18 protein-coding genes are annotated in these 14919 nt (G+C 68.2%); 4 read left to right on the forward strand and 14 right to left on the reverse strand.

Features of this window, described 5'->3' with window-relative positions; genetic code table 11:
• Positions 1 to 7: 7 nt before the first annotated feature.
• The 4 genes from AC1DTW_RS24255 to AC1DTW_RS24270 form a co-directional block, all read right to left on the reverse strand.
• Entirely contained in the window at positions 8 to 1324 is a 1317-nt protein-coding gene (locus AC1DTW_RS24255) for an ABC transporter permease (protein ID WP_477983967.1), read from the reverse strand.
• A gap of 627 nt (positions 1325 to 1951) precedes the next feature.
• Positions 1952 to 3118 carry an ABC transporter permease gene (locus AC1DTW_RS24260; protein WP_477983968.1) on the reverse strand — a complete coding sequence of 389 codons (1167 nt, stop codon included), beginning with the start codon at positions 3116 to 3118 and terminating at the stop codon, positions 1952 to 1954.
• A 28-nt stretch (positions 3119 to 3146) separates the two neighbouring features.
• A complete protein-coding gene (locus AC1DTW_RS24265; RefSeq protein WP_477983969.1) occupies positions 3147 to 3863 on the reverse strand; it encodes an ABC transporter ATP-binding protein in 717 nt (238 codons plus the stop codon).
• Positions 3860 to 5005, reverse strand: a complete 1146-nt coding sequence (locus AC1DTW_RS24270; RefSeq protein ID WP_477983970.1) for an efflux RND transporter periplasmic adaptor subunit — start codon at positions 5003 to 5005, stop codon at positions 3860 to 3862. The genes AC1DTW_RS24265 and AC1DTW_RS24270 overlap by 4 nt, the downstream gene beginning before the upstream one ends.
• Before the next feature lie 247 nt (positions 5006 to 5252).
• Here AC1DTW_RS24270 and AC1DTW_RS24275 point away from each other — a divergent pair, with 247 nt between their 5' ends.
• Both AC1DTW_RS24275 and AC1DTW_RS24280 read left to right on the forward strand, forming a co-directional pair.
• Positions 5253 to 5792, forward strand: coding sequence for a septal ring lytic transglycosylase RlpA family protein (locus tag AC1DTW_RS24275; RefSeq protein WP_477983971.1), 540 nt, complete (start codon positions 5253 to 5255; stop codon positions 5790 to 5792).
• A 145-nt stretch (positions 5793 to 5937) separates the two neighbouring features.
• Complete coding sequence (locus AC1DTW_RS24280; protein WP_477983972.1) at positions 5938 to 6216, forward strand: hypothetical protein; 279 nt, start codon at positions 5938 to 5940, stop codon at positions 6214 to 6216.
• 52 nt (positions 6217 to 6268) lie between these two features.
• On the opposite strand, the gene AC1DTW_RS24285 is transcribed toward AC1DTW_RS24280, so the two are convergent.
• Positions 6269 to 6724, reverse strand: coding sequence for an SRPBCC family protein (locus tag AC1DTW_RS24285; RefSeq protein ID WP_477983973.1), 456 nt, complete (start codon positions 6722 to 6724; stop codon positions 6269 to 6271).
• Between the two features lie 141 nt (positions 6725 to 6865).
• On the opposite strand from AC1DTW_RS24285, the gene AC1DTW_RS24290 reads away from it, so the two are divergent.
• Positions 6866 to 7624: an HAD family hydrolase gene (locus AC1DTW_RS24290; RefSeq protein ID WP_477983974.1), complete on the forward strand. Its 759-nt coding sequence runs from the start codon at positions 6866 to 6868 to the stop codon at positions 7622 to 7624.
• A 20-nt stretch (positions 7625 to 7644) separates the two neighbouring features.
• On the opposite strand, the gene AC1DTW_RS24295 is transcribed toward AC1DTW_RS24290, so the two are convergent.
• The 9 genes from AC1DTW_RS24295 to AC1DTW_RS24335 form a co-directional block, all read right to left on the reverse strand.
• Positions 7645 to 8163 (reverse strand): hypothetical protein, encoded by a 519-nt coding sequence (locus AC1DTW_RS24295; protein WP_477983975.1) that lies wholly within the window; start codon positions 8161 to 8163, stop codon positions 7645 to 7647.
• Between the two features lie 8 nt (positions 8164 to 8171).
• Entirely contained in the window at positions 8172 to 8579 is a 408-nt protein-coding gene (locus tag AC1DTW_RS24300) for a hypothetical protein (protein ID WP_477983976.1), read from the reverse strand.
• A 65-nt stretch (positions 8580 to 8644) separates the two neighbouring features.
• Positions 8645 to 8995 carry a GNAT family N-acetyltransferase gene (locus tag AC1DTW_RS24305; RefSeq protein ID WP_477983977.1) on the reverse strand — a complete coding sequence of 117 codons (351 nt, stop codon included), beginning with the start codon at positions 8993 to 8995 and terminating at the stop codon, positions 8645 to 8647.
• Between the two features lie 73 nt (positions 8996 to 9068).
• Entirely contained in the window at positions 9069 to 9374 is a 306-nt protein-coding gene (locus AC1DTW_RS24310; protein ID WP_477983978.1) for a DUF1330 domain-containing protein, read from the reverse strand.
• A gap of 111 nt (positions 9375 to 9485) precedes the next feature.
• Entirely contained in the window at positions 9486 to 11600 is a 2115-nt protein-coding gene (locus AC1DTW_RS24315; RefSeq protein WP_477983979.1) for a peptidylprolyl isomerase, read from the reverse strand.
• A 335-nt stretch (positions 11601 to 11935) separates the two neighbouring features.
• Complete coding sequence (locus AC1DTW_RS24320) at positions 11936 to 12520, reverse strand: GNAT family N-acetyltransferase (protein WP_477983980.1); 585 nt, start codon at positions 12518 to 12520, stop codon at positions 11936 to 11938.
• 17 nt (positions 12521 to 12537) lie between these two features.
• Positions 12538 to 13068 (reverse strand): YybH family protein, encoded by a 531-nt coding sequence (locus AC1DTW_RS24325; protein WP_477983981.1) that lies wholly within the window; start codon positions 13066 to 13068, stop codon positions 12538 to 12540.
• A gap of 9 nt (positions 13069 to 13077) precedes the next feature.
• Positions 13078 to 13314, reverse strand: coding sequence for a hypothetical protein (locus AC1DTW_RS24330; protein WP_477983982.1), 237 nt, complete (start codon positions 13312 to 13314; stop codon positions 13078 to 13080).
• A 204-nt stretch (positions 13315 to 13518) separates the two neighbouring features.
• Positions 13519 to 14424 carry a LysR substrate-binding domain-containing protein gene (locus tag AC1DTW_RS24335; RefSeq protein ID WP_477983983.1) on the reverse strand — a complete coding sequence of 302 codons (906 nt, stop codon included), beginning with the start codon at positions 14422 to 14424 and terminating at the stop codon, positions 13519 to 13521.
• A gap of 79 nt (positions 14425 to 14503) precedes the next feature.
• Between AC1DTW_RS24335 and AC1DTW_RS24340 the strand changes: the two genes are divergently transcribed.
• On the forward strand, positions 14504 to 14905 hold the full coding sequence (locus tag AC1DTW_RS24340) for a MerR family transcriptional regulator (RefSeq protein ID WP_477983984.1): 402 nt from the start codon (positions 14504 to 14506) through the stop codon (positions 14903 to 14905).
• The last annotated feature ends 14 nt before the right edge of the window (positions 14906 to 14919 follow it).

Raw genomic sequence — 14919 nt, forward strand, 5'->3', positions numbered from 1 at the left:
GCCGTTCTCAAAGCTCGCGCAGCGCCGTGCTCACCGGCAGCCGCGCGGCGCGCACGGCCGGAAACAGGCCGCCGATGAAGCCGATCGCCAGGGCCCACTTCAGGCCCGTCCAGAGCAGCTCGGGCGACACGCTCAGCTCGAAACTGAGCTTGCCCACCGAGCCGGCGGCCATCGTCGAGGCGCCGTAGCCGTTGAAGATGAGGTAGGCCAGCAGCCCGCCGATGACGCCGCCGATCAGCGCCAGCAGCATCGTCTCGAGCATCACCGCGACCACCACCGGCAGGCCCGGGAAGCCGATCGCGCGCAGTGTCGCGATCTCTCTCGCGCGCGCCGCGACCGCGGCGAACATCGTGTTCAGCGCGCCGAACATCGCGCCGACCGCCATGATCGCGCCGACCGTGATGCCGATGACGCGCAGCACCTGCGTCACCTTCTCGGACTGCTTGCTGAAGTAGGCCAGCGTGGTGCTTGCGTCGACCTTGAGTTGCGGGTTCGATTCGAGCGCGGTCTTGAAGGCATCGAAGGCCTGCGCGTCGGTCAGGCGCACCGTCACCGAGGCGCGGCTGCTGCCGCGGCGGTAGGTGTCGGCGACCACGCTCGCGTCGGCCCAGATCTCGGATTCCATCGCATCGCCCGAGGCGAACACGCCGGCCACGGTCCATTGCTGCGTGCCCAGCCGAACCGCGTTGCCCGGCTCCAGCCCGACGAACTGCCGCGCCGCACCGCGGCCGACGATCAGCTCGCGCAGGCCCGGCGTGAAGCGCTTGCCGGCGGTGATCTTGACCTGCGGTCGCACGCCCCAGGCCTGCTCGCCGACGCCGCGCAGCTGCACGCTGCCTTCTTCGTTGGGCCCGCCGCCCCGCACCGGCAGGTTCGCGGCCACGACCAGTTCGTCCGTCGCGATCGGTTCGCCCTTCGCGTTGCGCGCGATGCCGGGCGCCTGCGCGATCAGCACGACGCTGTCACGCGCGAGCACCGAGGTCACCTCCGACGCCGACGCGCCGCGCATCACGACCGCGGTGTCGGCGCTGCCGGTCTTGCGCAGCGTCTCGCTGTAGCCCTCGGCCATCGACAGCAGCGCGACGAGCACGCCGACGACCCCGGCGATGCCGACCACGATGACCGCCGTCGACCCGAGCCGCTGCCCCAGCGTGCTGATGCCGACGTTCGCGACCGACAGCGCCTGGCGCCCGCGCCGCGTGAACAGCAGCCACGCGGCGAGCAGCACCGCCAGCGCGACGGCCCCCGGCCACGGCAGCACGACCCACGCCGCTATCACGACGAGCAGAAACACGAACAGCAGCACATTCCTCAACCAGGCCATTCGGTTCTCCTTCGAGCATCGGGGCCCGGGCTGTTTGTCGACAACGCCTCCTGAGCACTTCGCTGTGCGCGCTGGAGGTCTGCTTGCGGCCGTCGCCGCGATCGCCGGCACGGGATGGCCGCCCGGTGGGCAGACTGCTCGCCCCTCGCTGCGCGAGGGGTACCCTGCGATGCTCGGTCTCCTGGCCCGTCGCCGAACTCGCTCCGTTCGCTGCGCTCACTGCACTCAGACAGCCGCGACGAGTCAGTTGACGAAGCGCGCTGCGCGCGCGGCCAGGAGCCCTGCGCTTCTCGGCGTCGCACACAGCCCACCGGCCGGCCACCCCGCACCGGCTCGGGCACCGTCGAGCGCTTCGGCGCCGCAGTCCTCAACGGTGGTGCAAAGGCGAGAGCGGGCAGGCCGGCGAGGGCATCAAGAAGCCAGCGCCGAGCAGCGCAGCGCAGCAGGGTCGGGCCGCTTGCGGCCCAAGTCCGCGTGTTTGAGGTCCTGTACTCAGGGCCGAGTTTGCGGACTTGCCCTGCGTAGCGAGCAGCGCAGGGTACCCCCGACGCAGTCGGGGGCGCGGCTTCAGCCCTCGACGGCCTGGCCGCTCTCGCCTTTGCCGCTCCGACGCGCGAAAGGCTCATCTCAACGCCGCGCCAACGCATCGACGATGTTCAGCCGCATCGCGTTCCACGCCGGCAGCGCGCCGACGAGCACGCCGATCAGCGCCATCAGCGCGAGGCCCAGCACCCAGCTGCTCGCGCCGACCGACGGCAGGTTCAGCATGCCGCCGCTGCCGGCGCTGACGGCAGGAATGACGACGGTCGCGAGCGCCAGCCCGACGATGCCGCCGAGCACCAGCAGCAGCACCGATTCGGCCAGCACCATCGCCAGCACGCTGCGGCTCGAGAAGCCGATCGTCTTCAGCACCGCGATCTCGCTGGTGCGTTCGCGCACGGCCTGCATCATCGTGTTGCCCGAGAGCAGCAGCAGCGTGAAGAACACGGCGCCCATGATCGAGCTGACGATCAGGCCGATGTCGGCCAGCTGCTTCATCCACGAGGCGGTCGCGGCCTGCTCGGTCTGCGTGCGCGTCTCGTGGTCGGAGTTCGCGGACAAGGCGTCGATGCCCTTCGCGATGCGATCGGCCTGGTTCACGTCGGCCACGCGCGTGACGTACCAGCCGACCTGGCCCTGGTTGTACGGCGTGGTGTCGTCGAAATACTTCCAGTTCAGCAGGAACATCTGGTCGAAGAAACCGCCGGACTTCTTGTCGGTCGCGTGCAGGATGCCGACGATGTCGAACTGCCAGTTCTTGCTGCCCTGGCGGTCCGGGAAGATCGTCGACTGCAGCGGCACACGATCGCCGACCTTCCAGTGGAAGCGCTGCGCCAGCCGCTCGCCGACCAGCGCACCGGTGCGGGTCTCGTTGAAGGCCTTGCGCTCGGCCTCGGTCACCGCGACCTCGGGGTACAGGTCGAGGTAGTTCGGCGGCACCGCGAAGCTGAACACCTGGTTGTGCGGGTCCTGGTAGGCGCCGCCGAACCAGTTCGCGTAGGTCACGCTCTTGACGCCGTCGACGCGCCCGATCTGCGCCTGCAGCGACTGCGGCAGCAGCTGGATGAACGACAGTTTCGAGCCGGTCTGCAGCCGCGCCGCGCCGTTCGCGCTCTGCCCGGCCTGGGCGAACGAGGTGCGCACCGCGTCCAGCAGGCCGAACAGTAGGAAGGCCGCGATGATCGAGACCAGCGTCAGCACGGTGCGCGTCTTGCGCCTGAACAGCGAGGCCCAGACCAGGTGCAGGTATTTCATCGCCGCCTCCTTGAATCCGAATCGAGCGTCAGGCCGTCATCGCCTGTTCGACCAGGCTGCCCTTGTCGAGGTGCAGCGTGTGGTTCGCGTACTCGGCCGCCTTCGGGTCGTGCGTGACCATCACGATCGTCTTGCCGTGATCGCGGTTCAGCGCGCGCAGCAGGCCCAGCACGTCTTCGGCCGACTGGCGATCCAGGTCGCCGGTGGGTTCGTCGCAGACCAGCAGCGCCGGGTCGGAGACGATCGCGCGCGCGATCGACACGCGCTGCTGCTGGCCGCCGGAGAGCTCGCCCGGCTTGTGCGCCGCGCGGTCGCCCAGCCCGACGAGCTGCAGCGCGATCGTCGCGCGCTTCTTGCGCTCGCCGGCCGAGAGCTTGGTCAGCAGCAGCGGCAGCTCGACGTTGCGCTGCGCCGAGAGCATCGGCATCAGGTTGTAGAACTGGAACACGAAGCCGACCTTCGCGGCGCGCCACTTCGCGAGCGCGCCCGCACCGAGCTGGTCGATGCGCTGGCCGCCGACGCTGATGCTGCCGCCGGACGGCAGGTCGAGCCCGCCGATCAGGTTCAGCAGCGTCGTCTTGCCGGAGCCCGACGGACCCATCAGCGCGATGAAATCGCCTTCGTCGACATCGAGGTCGATGTGGTGCAGCACCTCGACCTTCTGCTTGCCGCGCGCGTAGACCTTCGCGAGGTCGCGGATCTCGATCAGCTTGCCCATGCCTTGTTCCTTCGTCCGTTGGGTCATTCTTCGATGCGCACCGCGGCGCCGTCCTGCAGCGAGGCCGGTGGCGCCAGCACGACGCGTTCGCCGAGCTTCACGCCGCCCGCATCGTTCGGCAGCAGCTTCATCGCGCCGACGTCCTGCGGCGCCGGCTTCACCGCGCGCTGCTGGACCTTGCCGTCGGCCACCACGAAGACAACGCTGGCGCCGTCGCGCTGGACCACGGCCGGTGCCGGCACGAGCAGGCCCTTCGGCGCCTGGGCCGGCGCGGCCGCGGGCCGCGTGCCGAAGAACGAGACGCGCACGCCCATGTCGGGCACGAGCCGCGCATCCTTCTGCTCGAACGCGACACGCACCTTCACGGTCGCCTTGCCGCGGTCGGCGGACGGCACGATCGCGATCACGTGCGCGGGCGCCTTCCAGTCGGGATAGGCGTCGAGCACCGCTTCGCAGGGCATCCCGGGCTTGACCTGGCCGATGTAGGCCTCGCTCACGTCGACATCGACCTCGAGCGAATCCATGTCGACGATCGTGCCGACGCCGGTGCGCGTGAAGCCACCGCCGGCCGACAGCGGCGAGACGATCTCGCCGACCTGCGCCGCCTTCACGGTGACGACACCGGCGAACGGCGCACGCACGATCGTGTAGTCGAAGTTCACCTGCGCCTGCGCGAGCTGCGCGCGCGCCGCATCGACCTCGCGGCGCCGCGCCTCGAGCTGCGCGGTCACCGTCGCGACCGCGGTGCGCGCCTGCTCCGCGGCCTGCTTCGACAGCATGCCGCTCGCGGCGAGCTCGTCCTGCCGGCGCGAATCGGCCGTGGCCTGTGCGAGCTGCGCCTGGGCCTGCGCGACCTGGGCCTGCGCCGACGAGATGTTGGCCTGCGCGACGTTCAGACTCGCACGCAGCGAACTGTCTTCGAGGCGCGCGATGACCTGGCCCTTCTGAACCCGGTCGCCCTCTTCGATCAGCACCTGCGTCAGCGTGCCGGTGATCTGCGTCGAGACGGTGGCCTGCCGGCGCGCGGTGACGTAGCCGGTGGCCTGCAGCACCGCGCCGGCGCTCGCGCCGCCGGGGCCAGAGGCGACGACCGTCGCGGTGCGCACCGCGATCGGGCGCGCGGCGAAGAAGAACCACCACGCGGCGCCTGCGGCGAGCAGCAGGACCACGATGACGCCCAACGCCGGCCACACCCAGCGCGGCGGCCCGCCGCCCTCGGGGTCACGGTGCTGGCCGTCGATGCGCAGTTGGTTCAGCAGGTTCGCGTCGATTTCGCTTTCCTTCTCGCGGCCCGCGGCGCGCCGGGTCGCATGCTAGCGCACCACCGAGGCCGCGACGGTCGGACCGTTGTCCTACACGCCGGCGCGAACCCGGCCGACCGAGGGCGCCGCTCGCGGGCCGGCAAACTGATCGGACATGCGTGACACATTTTCAATTCATGGCCTCTGCGCCGTTCTGGCGGCGTCGGTCGTCGGGTTCGCCGGGTTCGTGCCACCAGCGCACGCCGAGCTCGCGACGGCGCAGGATGCAGCGCCGGCGCCGAGCGCCGCAGCCCCGGTGCCGCCGAAGCTCGATCTGTCGGGCCGCAAGCGCGTCGGCAAGGCGTCGTTCTATGCGCAGCGCTTCGCCGGCCGCAAGATGGCCGACGGCAACCCGATGAACCCGCACGACGACAACGCCGCGAGCCGCACCCTGCCGCTTGGCACGATCGCGAAGGTGACGAACCTGAAGACCGGCCAGAGCGCGTTCGTGACGATCCAGGATCGCGGCCCGTACGTGAAGGGCCGCATCGTCGACCTCTCGCCGTCGACCGCGCAGAAGATCGGCATCACGCGCACGATCGGCGTCGCCGAGGTCGAGGTCGATCCGATCGCGCTGCCGCTGGCCGAGGGCCGCCTGCGGCTCGGCGCCGCGACACCCGACGCGAAGACAGGCAGGCGCGGCGACCGCGGCTAGAACCGGCACTTCCTGCCAGAAGTTTCTTCCGGCGCCGGCAGCCTGTGCCGGCGCCGAGCGCGGCGGCGTGCGCCGCGCCGACGGGTATGGCGATTGCCGGCTCGGATGCCGGCGCCGTTGCCGGTGCATCAGCAGGAGAAGCAACGTGGCAGACCAGAAGCCAAGCGAGCAGAACCCGGGGTCGCGCAGCAGCAACCCGCAGGGCCAGAAGGACCGCAAGCGCAGCCCGCAGCAGCAGGGGCAGCAGGACGACATGCAGCGCCAGAGCGGCAGTGCGGCGCAGCCGTCGTCGCAGCAGGGCGGCAGCGCTTCGTCCGGGCCGGGCCAGCAAAGCGGGCACCAGCCGCGCGACGACGCGCACAAGAGCGGCTCGCAGAGCGACCGCGAGCGCCTCGACGAGGATGAGGACGAAGACGAGCGCTGAGCGCCCGCCTCGTTCGTGCGGAGCGCGCCCGGCGCGCTCCGCCCCTCCGGCATCACCCCGGAATCTCGGCTTCGACGAGTTGCTTCAGCAGCGTCAGCGACTCCTGCCAGCCCAGGTAGCAGGCCTCGGCCGGGATCATCGCAGGGATGCCTTCCTGCACGACGTTCAGTTCGGTCCCGACGGACACCTTCGTCAGCGTGACCGTCGTCTGCATCTCGCCCGGCAGATTCGGGTCGTCGAAGACGGCCGTGTAGCGGATGCGTTCGTGCGGCACGAGTTCGAGGTACTTGCCGCCGAACGCGTGGCTGTGGCCGCTGCTGAAGTTCGTGAACGACATCCTGTAGGCGCCGCCGACCTCGGCGTCCATCTGATGGACCTTGCCGGTGAAGCCGTGCGGCGGCAGCCACTTGGCCATCGCGTCGGCATCGAGAAAGGCGCGGTAGATGCGCTCCGGCGGGGCAACGAACACGCGGTGAAGCCGGACGGTGGAGGTGGCGGGGGTGGTCATGTCGGTTCGATCCCGGAAGCAGAGGACGGCCCTCTGAACACACGACGATAGACGAGGCTCGCGATCGACACGCGCGCATGCTTTCTGCAGCACGTGCGTCTGCCGCGTCGGTGCGATTGGTCGGATACTCCGGCCGTGACGATGCGGCTTGCCCTGTTCGACCTCGACCACACGCTGCTCAGCGCCGACAGCGACGTGCTGTGGTGCGAGTTCCTGATCGGCGAAGGGTGCCTCGACGCGCTGTTCGCCGAGCACTATCTCGACATGGCGCAGCGCTACGACGCCGGCACCGTGACGCCGGTCGACTACTGCGATTTCCACGCGCGCACGCTGACCGACCGCACGCCGGCCGAGCTGCTGCCGCTGCGCGAGCGCTTCTTTCGCGAGTGGATTCGCCCGCGCATTCCCGACGATTCCCGCGAGCTGCTGCAGCGCCGCCGTGAGCTCGGCGAGACGATCGTGCTGACCACCGCGACGAACCGCGTCGTCAGCGAACTGACGGCCGCCGACCTGGCCGTCGATCACTACCTCTGCACCGAACTCGAACTCGCCGACGGCCACTACACCGGGCGCACCGCGGGCGCGCTGAACATGCGCTCCGGCAAGATCGACCGGCTGCGCTGCTGGTTGCGCGACGCCGGCCACCCCGACCACCTCGTCCAGGAGGCGAGCTTCTACACCGACTCGATCAACGACCTCGCGCTGCTCAGCGCGGTGAAGCGCCCGATCGTCGTCGACCCCGACCCGCGCCTCGAATCGACCGCACTGCGCAAGGGCTGGACGGTACTGCGGCTGAACCGGCCGCCGAGCGCGCCGCCGCCGGTCGCGCCGCGGGTAGTGCCGCAGACGGTGCTGCCCGAACTGCCCCGGCCGCGGGACCGGCGCGCGCGCGAGCGCTGATCGGTCGGACGCGCGGGGTGTCAACGGTGCAGGTCTTGAACGTGCGCCCCGCCGAAACTCCCGCGCCAATCGTCTTCGTCCTCGCCGTCGCGGCGCGCTCTGGAGAAGTGCGCCTCGATGCAATGCGTCGCGTTCGCCGAAGACAGCAGGTGGGCATGCAGCTGCTGACTGCCCGGCCCGCCCAGGAGGTACAGCACCAGGAACGTGTTCTCGTCCAGCGCGGTCCGGTAGATGTTGTCCCGGTCCGGCATGCCCGGCCTCGCGACCAGCGCCCGCAGGAACGCGCCGGCGCATGCGCGGGTGCTGGTCTGCGCCTCGGCCTTCGTGACGAGCAGCGTGACCTTGTAGGTTTCGTCGCCTCCCGCCATCGAGCTCGCAATCTGGGGATCCGAGGTCTTCTGCGCATCGAGGCGCATCGACGGCAGCCGAGGGACGGTGACGGTGAATTCAGGGCTCGTCGCCTTCAGCTCGAACGCGTTGGCACCACCGCACGCGGCGAGCATCGAGGTCAGCGCAAGCAGAGAGAAGAGCGGACGCATCGGCGGCCCTAGAAGAACCCGCGGAGGAGCGCGGCCGCTTCAGCCGAGATCCCCACGATCTTGTTCGTTGCCTGGCGGTAGAACTTGAAGTTGAGCTCGGTCTCGGGGCGGCCGTCATTCCAGTCGGAGAAAAGCTTCAGCTCGCTTCGACCCAGGCGGCGCCTTGCGAGCGCGGTGCGCCGGATGGCGATGCTGACGCGCGGCGTCTGCCGGGCGAGCCCGGGCTTCTTCGGCGTCGCTTCGGCCGAGGTGACGATGCCGGCGGCGACGAGACCTGCACCCCCCTCGTTCTCGCTCGCGAAGACGAAGATCGTGTCGCCCTCGGCGATGCGCTTGCCGCCGTACATCGTCTTCTGCTCGCTGAATGCGAACGCACGCGCGTTCGGGTCGCCGACCTCGGCCTTGATCGCGAACATCTCGCTGCTTCTCCTCTACCCGTCGCCTGCACAAGGGGCAAACTCCGAAGGGTTGGCGCCGGGTGTCATTCGCGCTGCCCCGGCCGTTCCATCGCGACTTCGGATGCGCTGAAACCCAGCTTCTCGTAGAAGGCCGAGACACCTTCGCGTCCGGCCCGAAGCACCCAGGTCATCTCTGCGTTCTGACCCATCGCGGCCTTGACCAGCGCGGTCCCGATGCCTTGGCCTCGGTGCCTTTCGTCGACCACGACCATGGAGATGTAGCCGTTGAAGATGCCATCCGTCAGCGCCCGCAGGAAGCCGACGACCTCCTGCCCTTCGACGGCGACCAAGGCCATCTGCGATCGGCTGACCAGCTCCGCGAAGGTCTGCGGATCGGCGACGCGCTTGCCCCAGTTGCTCGCCTGCAGCAGCAAGCGGGCCGCTTCGACTTCGGCGGGGCGGATGGCGCGGACTTGCATCTTGTCGTGCCCGAGAACAGGCGACGGCTCAGGACGGCTGCGCGCCGTCGTAGCCTTCGATGATGACGAGGTCGATGGTCGACACCGGCACCCGAAGCTTGATCGCGTCCTGGTACTCCGGAGACTTCCAGCAGTCGAGCGCGGCCTGGTAGGAAGGAAACTCGATCACGATGTTGCGAGTGCGGCTCGCTCCTTCCGGATTCTCGAACCGCCCGCCGCGCACCAGAAAACGCGCCCCGAAATTGCGGAACGGTTCCGCGTTGGCGGCGATGTAGGCCTTGTACTTCTCCGCGTCGGCGACATCGACCCGCGCGATCCAGTAGCCCTTGGTCATTGAACTCTCCGGTGGATGGAACACAGGAACGGAAAGATACCCTCAACGCGTCTTGTCGGGTCGACCCCGATGCCTTGGAGATCGCGGCGGATCTCCAAGGCGTACCGACGATCAGCGGGCGAACTTCACCGACAGCAACTGCGGTCGGATCAAGCGAATGCCCGTCGCCCCACCGATTGACAGCGGGACTGCCGTGGCGATGTAGAGGGTCTTCCCGTCGAGGCGACCCAGCGGGATCTCGGTGGCAGGGCCGTCCCCTGCCGCGGTGTCGACGACATGAGAGACCGCTCGCACATAGGCCTTGCCGCCCTTCGTGCGGCGCTCGTGAAAGTCATCGCGCGCGCCGGGATCGACGGAAAGAAACATCGGTGCGCCGTCACAACCAGGATCGGCCGGCGCTGCGCTCGGGCAAGGGGGCGACAGCACCAGGTAGTCCGATCCGGGCTTGGTTGCATCGCTCAAAGCGACACTGGCCAAGGGGCGGTACATGGCATTGCGAAGGTCGCTGGCCCGGATCTCGTCGAGCCAGGAAGCGTGCAGGGAACTGCCGATCTGAACCTCATCGGTGCCATCCGGCAAGCGAAACACCATCTTGAAGGGTGCTGCCTTGAGTTGCACCCGGCCATCGCGGTCCGGGTCGATGCGCCGGCCGGTTTGCTCGAAGTACATCTCGAACCGGAACTCGGGCCGGGCCATCGCCGCCTGCAGCATCGTCTTCTCAGCCCAGGCGGAAAGCGCGGCGTTGTTGGCGCCCTGTGCTGCCGTGTAGATGCTGCTGACGCCGAAGCCCGTCACCGCCGGGCGGGGCATCACGGAGGCGCCGCGGGAGAGGAGCCATTCCGCCATCGGCTGGTTGCCCTTCATCGCGGCCGCCTCGATCGGCGTGGTGATGGCATCTCGTACGCCGTCGGCCGAAGCGCCAGCGTCCAGCAGGCGCAGCGCCACCTCCCGATGGTCATGCCACACGGCGGTCGTCAGCGCGGTGGAAAGAAGCTCCGGGCCACGCGGATCGGTGGCGTCCGGCTTGGCACCGTTCTTCAGCATCCAGCTGACCCAGGTGAGGCTCTCCGCGGCATCGGGCATGCGTGCCGCGAACGCGATCGGGCAGCCCCAGGCGCCACAGCGATTCAGATCTGCCCCGCGTCGCACCAGCGCCTCGGCGGCCTCCAGGTTCTTGCGAAGCAGGGCGGTCAACAGCGGCGTGCCGTGGTCGCCGTACTCGAGGTCTGGAGACAACGGGGCCGGGACGCGAGCGATCTGCTCTGCATTGAATGCGCGCCAATAGGCAAGGCGCGCCTGTGCCACGGGGTCGTTCAGTTGCTCAGGCGTCGGAAGCTTTCCGCTCGCCACCCAGGTGGCGGCATCGGCACGAAACTGCGGATCGAACTTCAGCCTGCTCGCCTCGCCGCGGCGCACGAGCTTCAGCACCGACCATTCCTTGCGTCCATCGGCCAGGGTTCGCAGCACCGGCGGGCTGACGTCGTCGGGCTGGTACAGGCGCAGCAGCGCAAAGCGCAACGCCGGCGGCACGTCGATGAGATGGCGGGCCCGGATGTCCCGCAGGCCGCGCACGGTGATCATGCCGAACCTGCTCCAGCGCTGGGCCATCTCGGGGTCGGCGGTCGTCGCCTCGCGATAGACGTAGCTGGAACCGCCAGCCGTGTGCTCAGCCGTCGCGAAGAGCGCTTCCCATTGCGCTTGGGACCAGGCCGCCGCCGCAGTCGCGGCGGCAGTCTGGGCGGCGACCGCCGCGCTGTTCGCCGCGGTGCGGGCACGCCACTCTTCGAATGGAAGAACACGCAGTGGCCGCATTTCATCGACCCGGATCAGATGCCAGCCGAAGGCCGTGCGCACGGGAACGGGATTCAGCCCGATCCCCGCGTTGCGCATGGCCGTGGCGAATTCGGGGACCGTGTCTGCCGGGCGAAGCCAGCCGAGGTCACCTCCCTTGGCCTTGGAGCCCGGGTCGCCGGAGATGCGCGACGCCACGTCGGCGAACGGAGCACCGTTCTTGATCTCCTCCAATGCCGCGGATGCTTCCTCGCTCGTGCGCACGAGGATGTGGCGGGTCCGGTACTCCTGGCTGCCCTGGTTGACGGCCCAACGGTCGTAATCGGCGCGGAGCTGGCTTTCCGTCGGCTCGGCAGCCATCGATGCGCCGGAGAGACAAGGCCCCACCGTGGCCAAGAGGAGCGCGAGCACGCGCGATAGGACCTTCTGCTTCATTGTGTTTTTGTGTTCTGTTGGTTTTTGGGGAGGCGAAGTGCCTTGGGAGATCGTTCTCAAGGCTGGCGGGCGGCCGGGCCCTCTCGCGGCCGTCGCTGGGTCGTGGAGGTTAGCAACCGCCCCGTCCTCGCGGGTGTGAGGCCCTTCACGAGTTCAGGGAGAAGGTGTGCTGCGCACACGGTGCAGGGCGCCGCTCCGCTGCTGTGGAGCAAGCGTGTGGCGCTCGGGCTTGCGGCGCTGACATCATGGCCCGCCTCTATCCGAACTCAACGTCGCGCTTCACAGCCGACTGCAATCCGGCATCGCAAACGGGTCGACTACTTGAGCAGCCCCTCTCAGGCGTTGGGCGCTCGTTGCACGATTGCATAGACGCATGTGTTGCGCAACGAGCCGTCGGGCGCCCGACGTTCGTTGCGAAGAACTCCTTCGAGGCCGAACCGACAACGCTCGGCGACCTGGCGCGACGGCGTGTTGGCTTCATCGGTGATGAGTTCCACCCTGGCTGCGCGCATCTGATCGAAGGCGTACTCGACCAGAGCCGAGACGGCTTCTGTGACGTACCCACTTCCTGCGCGAGATGTTCGGACCCAGTAGCCGACTTCGGTCTTTGGCGTCGACCACACCGTTCGATGGAGTCCCACGCCGCCCAACAGTTGGCCCGATGACTTCTCAAACGCAAGAAACGGCAGATCGGTGCGCGAAAGGAAGTTCGCCGCACCCTTGCGACAGCGAGCTTCAGAGGATTCCGGATTCGGCTCGCTTGCGACCCACGGCAAGAAACCCAAGAACTGCCGCAACTCGGGGAGAGACTCGACGACCGCGGCGTGCAGCGCCAGTCCATCGCCGGCTTGCGGGACTCGAACGAGAAGCCGCTTGGTTTCAATCGAAGTCGCGAGGTCGAGAAGAAGGGGGTCCGTCATCTCTTGGGGCTCACGGTCTATGGCGCCGGCTTCGGGGTCGGCGAGTTGTGGAACTGCACGATCAACCAACGGTCACCGCGCCTCTGCATGACGACAGTGTTCCGCGACGGGCCAGCCGTAACCATCTTCCCATCAGATGTTCGTTCCGATTGCCACTTGCCGGATATCGCAACGACGCTATCAGACAGAACTAGCGCTGTTTGCTCAAACGGGGTTGCCTTGACCGAACCCCTCGTTCCGGTCAGGGCTGCTACGAAGTATTGGCGTATCCCTTCCGGCGTCGTTACCAGTTCGGTGGAGCGGGTTCCGTAGAACAAGGCGTCCGGTGCGAACAAGCGAACCATTTGCTCGTGGTTGTCTGTGGTAAATGCTTCAAAGAACTTCTGATAGGCCGCGAGGGCGTCTTCTTTCGGCTCGGCGACGACAGGAGCGCAAATCAGGAGAGAGCTCAACGTCAAAGCGGTGCGGCCAAGCATTTGGATGCTCCCCAAGTGGTAGACAGTCTGCAGCAAAAGGTAGCGTACGTCGCGATGGCGACGGCGCTGCATTGCAAATCTTTAGCCCTGACGAGGATGCACAAAAAGCCTGGGGTCGGCGCGATTGCTTCGCGGGATCCTCAGACCCTTGCGAAGGTACTCAACTTGCTTCAAGTACCGCGCCTGTAGCTCATCCTCTCGGCCTGCGCTCGAAAAGACCTTCACGAGGACGATCACCTGCTCAGTGGCCTGAGCAGGAAGACTTGAAATCGCGGCGGCGAACGCAACCGCGCCGGCGAACGAGCGGCCAGAGATCATCGTTCTTCCTTTCAGAGTGAACAGCGAGTTTCGGTTCGAACATGACTGGGAGCGACACTGGACTTCGCAGAGGAGCGCGGGCTGAGGATCGTGCTTGTGACGTGATTTGGACATGATGCCACCTTGCCATCAGCCGCGACCCCATTGCCACGAGGTGGCGAGTTCAGCGGGTTCCTTGTTGCCACAGAGACGAACTCCGTCGCCCTACCCACCCTTCGCATCCTCCACCAACAACTCCACCAGATCCCTCGCGAACCCCGGCAGCGTCTCCAGGCTGCGCACGCAGACATGCATCTGCCGCAGCGCCCACGCATCCGCCAGCGGCACGATCTCGATCTGCATCGCCTGCGCGTGCCGTCGCGCGGCGGACTCGGGCATCACGCCGACGCCGACCGCGGCTTCGACCATGCGGCAGGCGGCTTCGAAATTGCTGACTTCGATGCGCAGCTTCAGGCTGCCGTGCAGGTCGTCGCAGATGCGCTGCAGGAACGCGCGCAGCGCGCTGCCTTCGTGCAGGCCGATCTGGTCGAGCGCGAGCGTGTCGGCGAATGCGATCGACGCGGCGCCCGCGAGCGCATGGCCGCGCGGCACCACGAGCACGAGCCGGTCGCGCCGGTACGGGATCACCTGCAACGCCTCGGTGCGCTCGTAGCCGCTGACGATGCCGACATCGATCTTGCCCTCGCCGACCGAGCGCACGATGTCGTGGCTCAGGCGCTCGCGCAGGTCGATGTTGACATCGGGGTGCCGGCGCAGATAGGTCTGCAGCACCGGCGGCAGGAACTCGCCCATCGCGGTCGCGCTGGCCCACACGCGCAGGTGGCCCTTGATGCCCTTCGCGTACTCCTGCAGGTCGCCGCGCAGCCGTTCGAGCTGGCCGAGCACGAGCCGCGCATGCTGCACGAAGGTCTGGCCCGGCGGCGTCAGCGTCACGCCCTGCGGCGTGCGGAACAGCAGCTTCGCGCCGATGTTCTCTTCGAGGTTCTTGATGCGCGTGCTCGCCGCCGGCACCGACAGGTGCATCGCGTCGGCGCCGCCGGTGACGCTGTTCGCCTCGGCCACCTTGACGAGCAGCCGCAGGTCGGTCAGATCGAAGTGCAGGCTCGCCATGCGCGGTTTGTAGCACGCGCCCGAGACGACCAGACGGGGGGCTTGACATCGAGTGCACTCTAGCTTGTCCAATGGCGCCATGACGACCGAAACCTTGCTCATCGGCGCGCTCTCGGCGCGCACCGGGCGCAGCGTCCACACGATCCGCTGGTACGAGGCGCAGGGGCTGATCCCGGGCGTCGCGCGCGACGCCGGCGGGCGGCGCACCTACAGCGAGCAGCATGTCGGCTGGCTCGAACTGATGGAGCGGCTGCGGCGCAGCGGCATGTCGATCGCCGAGATGCGCCGCTACACCGCGCTCGTCAAGCAGGGCCGGTCGACGCTCGCGCAGCGGCGCGAGATGCTCGCCGCGCACCGCGCGCGCGTCGTGCAGGCGATCGCCGAACACCGCGCCGCGCTCAAGCTGATCGACGGCAAGGTCGGCTTCTACGACGCGTGGATCGCGAGCGGCCATCGGCCGAAGAACGATCCAACCCTTTGAACCCGAAGCGGAGG

It is taken from the genome of Rhizobacter sp. P5_A1 (assembly GCF_056400745.1).

What these genes read in the sequence shown, in the direction of transcription:
- AC1DTW_RS24265 (WP_477983969.1), bottom strand. Translation starts at nt 3,863, where the DNA reads ATGACCCAACGGACGAAGGAACAAGGCATGGGCAAGCTGATCGAGATC.
- AC1DTW_RS24290 (WP_477983974.1), top strand. Translation starts at nt 6,866, where the DNA reads ATGCGGCTTGCCCTGTTCGACCTCGACCACACGCTGCTCAGCGCCGAC.
- AC1DTW_RS24315 (WP_477983979.1), bottom strand. Translation starts at nt 11,600, where the DNA reads ATGAAGCAGAAGGTCCTATCGCGCGTGCTCGCGCTCCTCTTGGCCACG.
- AC1DTW_RS24260 (WP_477983968.1), bottom strand. Translation starts at nt 3,118, where the DNA reads ATGAAATACCTGCACCTGGTCTGGGCCTCGCTGTTCAGGCGCAAGACG.
- AC1DTW_RS24275 (WP_477983971.1), top strand. Translation starts at nt 5,253, where the DNA reads ATGCGTGACACATTTTCAATTCATGGCCTCTGCGCCGTTCTGGCGGCG.
- AC1DTW_RS24295 (WP_477983975.1), bottom strand. Translation starts at nt 8,163, where the DNA reads ATGCGTCCGCTCTTCTCTCTGCTTGCGCTGACCTCGATGCTCGCCGCG.
- AC1DTW_RS24325 (WP_477983981.1), bottom strand. Translation starts at nt 13,068, where the DNA reads ATGCAGCGCCGTCGCCATCGCGACGTACGCTACCTTTTGCTGCAGACT.
- AC1DTW_RS24330 (WP_477983982.1), bottom strand. Translation starts at nt 13,314, where the DNA reads ATGATCTCTGGCCGCTCGTTCGCCGGCGCGGTTGCGTTCGCCGCCGCG.
- AC1DTW_RS24335 (WP_477983983.1), bottom strand. Translation starts at nt 14,424, where the DNA reads ATGGCGAGCCTGCACTTCGATCTGACCGACCTGCGGCTGCTCGTCAAG.
- AC1DTW_RS24300 (WP_477983976.1), bottom strand. Translation starts at nt 8,579, where the DNA reads ATGTTCGCGATCAAGGCCGAGGTCGGCGACCCGAACGCGCGTGCGTTC.
- AC1DTW_RS24285 (WP_477983973.1), bottom strand. Translation starts at nt 6,724, where the DNA reads ATGACCACCCCCGCCACCTCCACCGTCCGGCTTCACCGCGTGTTCGTT.
- AC1DTW_RS24310 (WP_477983978.1), bottom strand. Translation starts at nt 9,374, where the DNA reads ATGACCAAGGGCTACTGGATCGCGCGGGTCGATGTCGCCGACGCGGAG.
- AC1DTW_RS24340 (WP_477983984.1), top strand. Translation starts at nt 14,504, where the DNA reads ATGACGACCGAAACCTTGCTCATCGGCGCGCTCTCGGCGCGCACCGGG.
- AC1DTW_RS24320 (WP_477983980.1), bottom strand. Translation starts at nt 12,520, where the DNA reads ATGACGGACCCCCTTCTTCTCGACCTCGCGACTTCGATTGAAACCAAG.
- AC1DTW_RS24255 (WP_477983967.1), bottom strand. Translation starts at nt 1,324, where the DNA reads ATGGCCTGGTTGAGGAATGTGCTGCTGTTCGTGTTTCTGCTCGTCGTG.